7 protein-coding genes are annotated in these 9080 nt (G+C 61.9%); 1 reads left to right on the top strand and 6 read right to left on the bottom strand.

What is annotated here, in order from left to right:
• Positions 1 to 127 precede the first annotated feature (127 nt).
• The 6 genes from AC07VF_RS22820 to AC07VF_RS22795 all read right to left on the bottom strand — a co-directional run bounded on the left by AC07VF_RS22820 (position 128) and on the right by AC07VF_RS22795 (position 7423).
• On the bottom strand, positions 128 to 1468 hold the full coding sequence (locus AC07VF_RS22820; protein WP_495009047.1) for a lysine N(6)-hydroxylase/L-ornithine N(5)-oxygenase family protein: 1341 nt from the start codon (positions 1466 to 1468) through the stop codon (positions 128 to 130).
• Positions 1469 to 1631: 163 nt separating this feature from the next.
• A complete protein-coding gene (locus tag AC07VF_RS22815) occupies positions 1632 to 3326 on the bottom strand; it encodes a multidrug ABC transporter permease/ATP-binding protein (protein WP_495009046.1) in 1695 nt (564 codons plus the stop codon).
• A 45-nt stretch (positions 3327 to 3371) separates the two neighbouring features.
• Positions 3372 to 3923 carry a sigma-70 family RNA polymerase sigma factor gene (locus AC07VF_RS22810; RefSeq protein ID WP_495009045.1) on the bottom strand — a complete coding sequence of 184 codons (552 nt, stop codon included), beginning with the start codon at positions 3921 to 3923 and terminating at the stop codon, positions 3372 to 3374.
• Positions 3924 to 4070: 147 nt separating this feature from the next.
• The gene (gene nudK, locus AC07VF_RS22805; RefSeq protein WP_495009044.1) at positions 4071 to 4649 is read right to left on the bottom strand and encodes a GDP-mannose pyrophosphatase NudK; all 579 of its coding nucleotides are present in this window, start codon (positions 4647 to 4649) and stop codon (positions 4071 to 4073) included.
• 593 nt (positions 4650 to 5242) lie between these two features.
• A complete protein-coding gene (locus tag AC07VF_RS22800) occupies positions 5243 to 6169 on the bottom strand; it encodes a Gfo/Idh/MocA family protein (RefSeq protein WP_495009043.1) in 927 nt (308 codons plus the stop codon).
• Positions 6170 to 6235: 66 nt separating this feature from the next.
• On the bottom strand, positions 6236 to 7423 hold the full coding sequence (locus AC07VF_RS22795; RefSeq protein WP_282371865.1) for a XylR family transcriptional regulator: 1188 nt from the start codon (positions 7421 to 7423) through the stop codon (positions 6236 to 6238).
• A gap of 190 nt (positions 7424 to 7613) precedes the next feature.
• On the opposite strand from AC07VF_RS22795, the gene xylA reads away from it, so the two are divergent.
• Positions 7614 to 8930: a xylose isomerase gene (xylA, locus tag AC07VF_RS22790; RefSeq protein WP_495009070.1), complete on the top strand. Its 1317-nt coding sequence runs from the start codon at positions 7614 to 7616 to the stop codon at positions 8928 to 8930.
• The last annotated feature ends 150 nt before the right edge of the window (positions 8931 to 9080 follow it).

Raw genomic sequence — 9080 nt, 5'->3', positions numbered from 1 at the left:
TCTTTCACCTGTTTGTATCGGCAAGGCTCAACCCGCAGGCCGCGCAAAGGCGGCCCACAACGTTGTGAGAAAAGAGTGGGTGGCCGTTACGACCACCGCAGTGACGGGCTTTTTTGAAGGCCCGGGCTTAGCGCGCGAGCTTCAGCGCTACCCGAGGCTCAGCCTGCAACGCCCCATGCCCAGAGCGCGCTGAACAAGGTTGCGCCTGATCGCCGAAGATCGATTCGACGACTTCCTGAGAGCGGATCGCCAGCACCGACAACAGCGTGTCGCTCAAACCGTGGCTGTCTTCGCAGCAACCCTGCAGGAAAATCCCCGCTTCGCTGCCGGGGGTCAGGGGCAAACGGTAGTGGCGGTCGACGTTGGCGCCCTGGATGTATTGCTGAATGCCCGAGAGCAGCTCCAGGTGATAGTCGCGGCGGTAACCAGTGGCGAGCACCACGACGTCGAAGGTCTCGCTGTGCATCTGGTCATGGGGCGCATCGCGCAGGAACAGCTCGATGCCGTCAGCGGCGACTTCGGCGTGCACCACTTCGCGGTTGGTGAGCATGCGGTGACGCTCTTCGCCGCGCACCTTCTGCTGATACATGCGCTGGAAAATGGTCTCGATCAGGTCGGTGTCGACCACCGAATAGTTGGTGTTGCGGAACTCGTCGAACAGCGCGACGCGGCGCTCCTGACTGTGGTTGAAGATGGTGTCGGTGAACGACGGGTTGAAGATCTGATTGACGAAGGGGCTGTCATCGGACGGTTTCAGCGCACTGCCACGAATCACCAGGGTGGCCTCGACATTGTCGAAGCGCGAGGCCAGGTCTTCGAAGATTTCCGCCGCGCTCTGGCCGCCGCCGACCACCGCCACGCGCACCGGGCCGGGGCGATTGGCGAGGAGTTTTTCGATGCCGCCGCGATAGCCGGCAGAGTGCAGCACGCGCGCGTCTTCCAGGCCGTCGAAGGCCGCCGGCGCCTGGGGAATGCCGCCGATGCCGAACACCAGATTGCGCGCGCGACGACGGGAGATTTCGCCCTGCTCATCCCGGGACAGCACGTCCATGGCGACAAAGCGGCCATCTTCGAAATGCGGCTCCACCGACATCACTTCGGCGCCGTAATGGGCCTGTTCGTTGAAGTGCGACGCGGCCCAGGTCAGGTAGTCGGTGTATTCCTCGCGGGTCGGGAAGAAGGTCTTCAGGTTGATGAAGTCCTGCAGGCGGCCACGCTCGTTGAGGTAGTTGACGAAGGTGAAACGGCTGGACGGATTGCGCAGGGTCACCAGGTCCTTGAGGAAGGAAATCTGCATGGTAGAACCGTCGATCAGCATGCCTTCGTGCCAGTTGAACGCCGGCTTTTTCTCGAGGAAACACACGTGGGGCGCCAGACCGCTGCGCTGGGCATGCTCCTGGGTGGCAATGGCCAAAGCCAGGTTCGACGGGCCGAAACCGATGCCGATGAAGTCGTAGACGAGTTCCATGCTTCCCTCTCGTAAGGCGCGATGCGCGATCGACTCCGGCAGCCGGACGACAAGGTCGCTGGCGCCGGATGGCCGTTCACGCGCATCAAAAATGTTTAAGACTGATTCTCATTAACATGACGACTGAGGCTGACGACTGTTTAGTCCCGGTCGCCGAAATTTCTTACAACGCCTCGGCTGCCTTTATCTGGTAGGCGGCACCGATCTCCTCCACCGCGTCGCGGCTGGCGTTTTCGCGGCGATCACCCTGCAGCTCGCTGAGCTGCCCGGACTCCATCTTCACCAGACGGTCGGCGAGGTCGAAGTACTGGTCGTCGTGGCTGATGGCAAACACCGTGACGCCAGCCTTTTTGAACATCGGCAGCAGCTCGCGGTAGAAAAAGCGGCGGAACAACGGGTCCTGATCGGCGGCCCATTCGTCCAGCAGCAGAATGTCGCGCTTCTCCAGCAGCGCCAGCATCAGCGCCAGGCGCTTGCGCTGTCCCTGGGAAAAACGCGTGTCGAGCAAGTGCCCGTCGGCGAGCTGCACCTTGTGCTTCATGTGCAGCTTTTCCAGCCAGTGCTCGACATCCGCCACGTCAGCGTTCTGCCCGTCGGGACCGAGCAATTGCGCAAACAGGTGGAAGTCGGTGAACACGCTGGCGAACAACTGACGGTAGGCCAGCCAGTCGTCCGAACCGATGACCTGGCCGTCGATCAGGATCGCCCCCGCCGATGGTCGATACAGGCCGCTGAGCAAACGCGCCAGGCTCGATTTGCCGCTGCCGTTGCCGCCCATGAGGAACACGGTTTCGCCCCGGCGCAGGGTCAGGTTCACCGGGCCGACATCGAAACCGGGCTCGTCGCCCTGGGGCGCGTAGTGGTATTCGACGTCACGCAGTTCGAGGGTCTGCCAGTGACCGGCGATGTGGCTCGGGGCGACGTCGAAGCTTTCGTGGTGCTCGGCCAGGGCCAGCGACTCGACTTTATCCAGCGCCACGCGCCCGGAGATCTGCGCCGGAATCGCTGCCACCGCCAGCACCAGCGGCGTGCGCATGAACAGCACGGTCAGCGCATAGGTCGCCGCCACTTCCGTCGGCGCCCAGCCCAGGCCGTTGGCCAGGTAGAACGCCAGGCCGATGGTGCCGAGGACCATGATGTTGGCCCAGTTGCTGGCCAGGCCGTGATACCGGTCGGCCAAGGTGAAATGCTCGCGGTAGCGCTGGGCGGCGACGTCGAAGGTTTCTTCGTACAGCCGGCGGGCGCGGTCGCGGTTGAGGGTCAGCTCTTTGCGCCCGTCGATCACGCCTTGATAGCTCTGATAGAGCTTGTCTTCGGACTCACGCAGCGCGCGGATGTGGGCGTTGAGCTTGCCCACCAGCAACCAGCCCACGCCCAGGGTGAACGCCATCCAGCACAGGGTGGTGATGAACAGCGACGGCGACAGCCAGGCCAGGTAACTGAACGACGCGACGCTGAGTACCGAGCCGTAGATCAGGTCCGGCAGCTGCACGAAAGCCATGGTCACGGCGCGAATGTCGCTGGACAGGCTGGCGAAGATCTTCGCCCCGCCGATGGATTCGATGCGCTCGATGTTGGTGTCCAGCAGGCGTTTGACCATCACCCGGCGAAGGCCGTAGACGAACCGATGACCCAACGCCGTCAGCGACAACGACGCTCCGGACGCCAGCGCCAGCAGCACGGCGAGCATCAGGCCGAATTGCCACAGCGCGGTGCCGAGGCCTTCGTGGCTGCTGATCATGCGTTGGTTGACGAAGGCAATTACGCCCACGCTCAACAGCCCGCTGCTGACGCTCAGCAACAGCACCATCGCAAGCGGCCAGCGGTATTGCTGGAAGACCAGACGAACTAATTTCATGAATGACTCCGGGCAGTGAAAACGAAAGACATGACGCGGCGATGCCTAGAGCTCGCCGAGCCGCGCGCGGCAGTGAGACAGGGTGTCGCGCAGGAGGAAATTGACCATGGTCGGCGAGGTGCCGATGACCTTGGCCACGTCGCGCTGGGTATAACCCTGGATCTGGCTGAGGTCGAAGACGATGCGCATGCGCTTGGGCAGTTCATTGAGCGCGCCGACCAATTGACCGAGGGACTCGCGACCGGCCAGCACACGCTCGGGGGACACCTCGAAACGGATCTGCTCTTGCTGCTCGGCTTCGGCGCCGTGGTTGCGTTCGAGACGCTGGCGGCGAAGACGGTCAATCGACAGATTGCGCACGACGCGAAACATGTAGCGCGCAGGTTCCGAGGACGCGAGGTCGCTTTCGAGCATCTTCACGAAAGCGTCCTGGACCACGTCTTCGGCGCGGGCGCGACAGCCGAGGAATTTCGCCGCGAGGCGCAACAGTGCCTCGCGGTGGGTGTTGTAGGTGCCCATCAGCGCCTCGAGGCGCGGGTCTCTCGCGCCACGGGTGGCGCCAACACAAGGTGAGCCAAGCCGGGCGGGCTGGCTCATTGCAGGGCGAAAATCCATCTTGTTCGACATCCCTGGTAACAAAGGAACGCGAAGGATAACGCAAACGATTCTCATTGCAACGTAAGAAAGTTTACCGAATGGTGAAACTTTATCGTCGATACCCGAGTCGTTCTGGCCCTGCCGTCTTCACTTCATCAGGCGCAGCTCCAGGTATTGCAGGAGCATGATGGTCTTGCCGTCGTTGATTTCGCCGCTTTCCACCATGGCGATGGCCCGCTCGAAATCCAGCTCCAGGACTTCGATGTCTTCGCCCTCCTCTTCCAGTCCTCCGCCGTCGCTGACCCGATCGCCGGGCTGGTATTCGCCGATGAAAAAGTGAATGCGCTCGGTCACCGAACCGGGGCTCATGAAGGCGTCGAAGATCTTCTTCACCGAACGCACGACGTAGCCGGTTTCTTCTTCGGCTTCCATGCGGATGCGCTCTTCAGGGCTGGCGTTGTCCAGCAATCCTGCTGCCGCTTCGATCAAATAACCATCGTGGCCGTTGACGAAGGCCGGCATGCGGAACTGGCGGGTCAGCACCACGGTGCGGCGTTCGAGGTTGTACAGCAGAATCGTCGCGCCATTGCCCCGGTCGTAGACCTCGCGGGTCTGCGACTGCCAACTGCCGTCACGGCGTTGCAGCTCGAAGCTGTATTTCTTGAGCACGTACCAGTTGTCGGAGAGGAGTTGTTCGTCGGTGATGCGGATGGGGGTGGAAGGCATGGTGGTCCTTATGGGTAGGGGGTGGTTGGATTGGGCTTGGGCTCGGGCGGCTAACGAGGATTAGGCAATGACGCAAACCTTGTGGGAGCGAGCTTGCTCGCGAAGGGGCCGGTACATCCGCCACATCTCCAGCGGCTGTAATGCCATCTTCGTGAGCAAGCTCACTCCCACAAGGGCAGCGTTTGCCTTGCGAAAGCAGCGCGTCAGAAAGATGGGCTCTGCTCAATCATGACCACACCAGAGATGTATCAGTTGCCGCAAATCCTGTGGGAGCGAGCTTGCTCGCGAAAAGTGGCGCAGCTGCAAGGGCATCTCTCTGAAAAACCCCGAACTATTATTTCCATCGATTGCCAACATAGGCACGAACGCCGTTCTGTTTGCCCGTGCAAATCCGGATGATGGCGGCACTGATTAACCAGACAAGGATTTGCCCGCAATGTCCATCAACATGACCATTCTGTTGACCCTGATTGTTTCGTTCTCGATCGCTCTGGCCGGCGTGGTGCATATCTGATCTGACACTGGCTGCAAAAGCGCAGTCAGCGCCTAAGCCCGACCCTAGAAACCAGACCGGGCCATCGATCGTCACTTATTCATTCGTGAAAAGCCGCCACCGCCTCCTTGCTGCCGACAAAAAAGCTGTCGGCGACGATGCGCAGCGGCTGCAAATCCAGATCGCTCTTGCCCGCGTCTATCAGGCGCGCGAAGTGCCCGTACATCGCCGGGTATTCGCCCTCCTCCGACACGGTCTGCGCCACGCCGTCGATGCTGACCTGCGCGCCGCCGGCGTCCAGGCGCATCACGCCTTCGTCGCAGTGCAGCTCGATGCTCCACTGCTCGTTGACGCTGTGATCGAAATCCAGTTCGGCGATTACCCGCACCTCCTCGCCGGAACGCATCTGCAACGACGCTGCAATCGGCGACTGGCAGTTGCTCGGCACGCTCAGGTTCGCCGATTCGACGAACAGCGCGCGGGGCAACAACTCGGTGACGATCGACAGCGCATTGATCCCCGGATCGAACACCCCCAGCCCGCCCGCCTGCCAGATCCACGCCTGGCCCGGGTGCCATTTGCGCACCTGCTCTTTCCAGTCGATACGCACCCGCTTGAGGGTCTTGCCTTCCAGCCATTGCGCCGCATTGCTCACGCCCGGGGCGAAGCGTGAATGCCAGGCAAACAGGCCGCTGACGCCCGCTGCATTGACCTCGTCGATCAGGGCGAGCGCTTCGCCCAGGGTCGAGCACGGCGGTTTTTCCACCAGCACGTGTTTGCCAGCCTTCAGCGCCTCTTCAACCAGCGCAAAACGCCCCTGAGGCGGCGTGCAAAAGGCGATGGCGTCCACTGCCGGACCTTCTGCCAGCAGCTCAGCCAGCGAGCTGAAATTGGGCACGCCCGGACAGTGCTGACCCAGCGTCGCCACGGCCACCAGCTCAAAGCGGTCACTGGCGTGGATCGCCGGCACGTGCTGGTCCTGGGCGATCTTGCCGTAACCCACCAGCCCTAAACGAATCGGATGCATCGATGACTCCTGTGATGTTGTCGTTGTTATGACAGACGCGCCCCAAACGGGACGCCCTAAAGCAAATCAATGAATCGGTGCTTCCTCGCCCTGCTGATATTCGCGGGGGGTGCAGCCGAACTCCCGGCGGAACACCGTGTGCAGGTATTGCGCGGATTTGAAGCCACAGTTTTGCGCGATGTCGGCGATGGCTGAGTCACCGTCTTTCAGACCTGACGCGGCGGCCGTGAGTTTGAAGCTCAATATCTCGTCATGCACGCTGCAGCCGCGTTCCTTGCGAAAGTGCGATTCCAGGGAGGAACGGGAAATGCCGACGTAGCCCGCGACCTGGGCGGTCTTGATGCCCTGGCACGCGTACTGGCGAATGAAGTGCAGCGCCTGCATCACATACGGATTGCCCAGCGGCTGATGCAGGCTGGAGGCCTGAACGTTGATGGCCTCGGGCGGCACCAGAATCTGGCTCGCGGTCGAGGGCATGCCGTGGAGCATCTGGTGCAGCAACTGCGCCGCCGTGCGCCCCATCAGTTGAGTCCCCTGAGTGACCGAACTGAGCGGCACCCGCGTCAGGGTGCGGGTCAGCGGGTCGTTGTCGATGCCGATCAGCGCCACCTGCTCGGGCACCGCAATGCCCGCTGTCAGGCACGCCTGCAGCAACTGCCGCGCGCGGGCGTCGCTGACGGCGATGATGCCGATGGGTTTGGGCAGGCTTTGCAGCCAGGTGATTTGCTGTTCGACGGCGCTGTCCCACAATGGCGCGCTGGTGCTCAGGCCGCGATAGACCTCACCGTGCAGACCGTCGCGCTGCAACAGCCGGCGGAAGGCTTTTTCACGCTCCTGGGCCCAGCGATTGCTTTGCGCTTCCGGCAGGCTGAAACAGGCGAAGCGCGTCAGGCCAGCCTCGATCAGGTGTTCGTAGGCCAGCTTGATCAGGGCGAAGTTGTCAGTGGCGACGTAGGGAATGTGTTTCGGATAGGCCCGCTTGTCCTCGTAGGAACCGCCCACGGCCACCACCGGCACCGTGCTTCCGGCCAGGGCCTCGCCGATCAGCGGATCGTCGAAGTCGGCAATGATGCCATCGCCCTGCCAGCGCTCGATGCCCTTCAAACGGCAGAGAAAGTCCTCTTCCAGAAACAGATCCCAGGTCGCGCGGGTGCTGCTCAGGTAATTGCCGATGCCGGTGATGATGCCGCGGTCGTAGATCTTGCCGCCGTTGAACAACAGGGCGATGCGGTGAGCGGGCGGGACGGTTTTCATTATTGTTCCCCGGGCCTGTGAAGCGAGTCGGCACAGACTAGGCCTGCGCCGGGGGAATCTCAATACTCAAAATCGAACACCGGGTTGGTGATTTTCGCAATCGGCGCGGACGGGGCCGTTGCTAGTATCGGGATCAGCCAAGAACAAACACATGAAGACCGCCGTCAACAAAAACAATAAGGAAACCCCGATGCCCTGCTTCCCCGATGTCGACACCATTCGCTACGAAGGTCCCGGCAGCGAGTCGCCCCTCGCCTTCCGCCATTACGACGCCAACAAGATCATCCTCGGCAAGCCCATGCGCGAACACCTGCGCATGGCCGCCTGCTATTGGCACACCTTCGTCTGGCCGGGCGCTGACATGTTCGGCGTCGGCACCTTCAAGCGTCCGTGGGTCAAGCCGGGGGACGCCATGGACCTGGCGCGTTTGAAGGCCGATGCCGCGTTCGAATTCTTCTCAAAACTGGGCATCGACTATTATAGCTTCCACGACACCGACGTCGCACCCGAAGGCGCGAGCCTGAAAGAGTACAGCCACAACTTCGCGCAGATGGTCGACGAGCTCGAACGCCATCAGGAGCAGAGCGGCATTCAGCTGCTGTGGGGCACGGCCAACTGCTTCAGCAACCCGCGCTTCGCCGCCGGTGCCGCGAGTAATCCGGACCCGGAGGTGTTCGCCTTCGCCGCCGCTCAAGTGTTCAGCGCGATGAACGCCACCCATCGGCTCAAGGGTTCGAACTACGTGCTGTGGGGCGGTCGCGAGGGTTACGAGACGCTGCTCAACACCGACCTCAAGCGCGAACGCGAGCAACTGGGCCGCTTCATGCGCATGGTGGTCGAGCACAAACACAAGATCGGCTTTACCGGCGACCTGTTGATCGAACCCAAACCCCAGGAGCCGACCAAGCACCAATACGATTACGACACGGCCACGGTGTTCGGCTTTCTGCAACAGTTCGGTCTGGAGAAAGAGATCAAGGTCAATATCGAGGCCAACCACGCCACCCTCGCCGGGCACAGTTTTCACCATGAAATCGCAACGGCGGCGTCCCTTGGCATCTTCGGCAGCATCGACGCCAACCGGGGTGATCCGCAGAACGGCTGGGACACCGACCAGTTTCCCAACAGCGTCGAAGAGCTGACCCTGGCCACCTACGAGATCCTCAAGGCCGGCGGATTCAAGCACGGCGGCTATAACTTCGACTCCAAAGTGCGCCGGCAGAGCCTGGACGAAATCGACCTGTTCTACGGCCACGTCGCCGCCATGGACGTGCTCGCGCTGTCGCTGGAACGGGCGGCGGCGATGATTCAGGACGATAAGCTGCAGGCGTTCAAGGACCAGCGCTACGCCGGCTGGGACCAACCGTTCGGGCGCGCCGTGCTGTCGGGGGATTTCAGTCTGGATGCACTGGCGCAACATGCCATGGACAACGAACTCAACCCGCAGGCCGTGAGCGGTCGCCAGGAAATGCTCGAAGGCGTGGTGAACCGGTTTATTTATCCCTGACAACAGGCGCCCGCGATCTGCTGGATGGATGCTATGTCTTTCGTAGGACCGGCTTCAGCCGGGAAGAGGCCAGTGGTGGCACCCTCACATTTGCAGTGTGACGACTGACGCATTCCCGGCTAAAGCCGGTCCTACAGTCGAGGTCATCGC

It is taken from the genome of Pseudomonas sp. GW821-FHT02H06 (assembly GCF_059421525.1).
Note: the sequence above shows the minus strand (reverse complement) of the source record. Positions and strands in the feature narration are given on the sequence as shown.

Bases quoted from the DNA above. Each gene is read 5' to 3' on its own strand.
- AC07VF_RS22810 (WP_495009045.1), bottom strand. From the start codon at position 3,923: ATGAGCCAGCCCGCCCGGCTTGGCTCACCTTGTGTTGGCGCCACCCGT.
- AC07VF_RS22815 (WP_495009046.1), bottom strand. From the start codon at position 3,326: ATGAAATTAGTTCGTCTGGTCTTCCAGCAATACCGCTGGCCGCTTGCG.
- AC07VF_RS22800 (WP_495009043.1), bottom strand. From the start codon at position 6,169: ATGCATCCGATTCGTTTAGGGCTGGTGGGTTACGGCAAGATCGCCCAG.
- xylA (WP_495009070.1), top strand. From the start codon at position 7,614: ATGCCCTGCTTCCCCGATGTCGACACCATTCGCTACGAAGGTCCCGGC.
- nudK (WP_495009044.1), bottom strand. From the start codon at position 4,649: ATGCCTTCCACCCCCATCCGCATCACCGACGAACAACTCCTCTCCGAC.
- AC07VF_RS22795 (WP_282371865.1), bottom strand. From the start codon at position 7,423: ATGAAAACCGTCCCGCCCGCTCACCGCATCGCCCTGTTGTTCAACGGC.
- AC07VF_RS22820 (WP_495009047.1), bottom strand. From the start codon at position 1,468: ATGGAACTCGTCTACGACTTCATCGGCATCGGTTTCGGCCCGTCGAAC.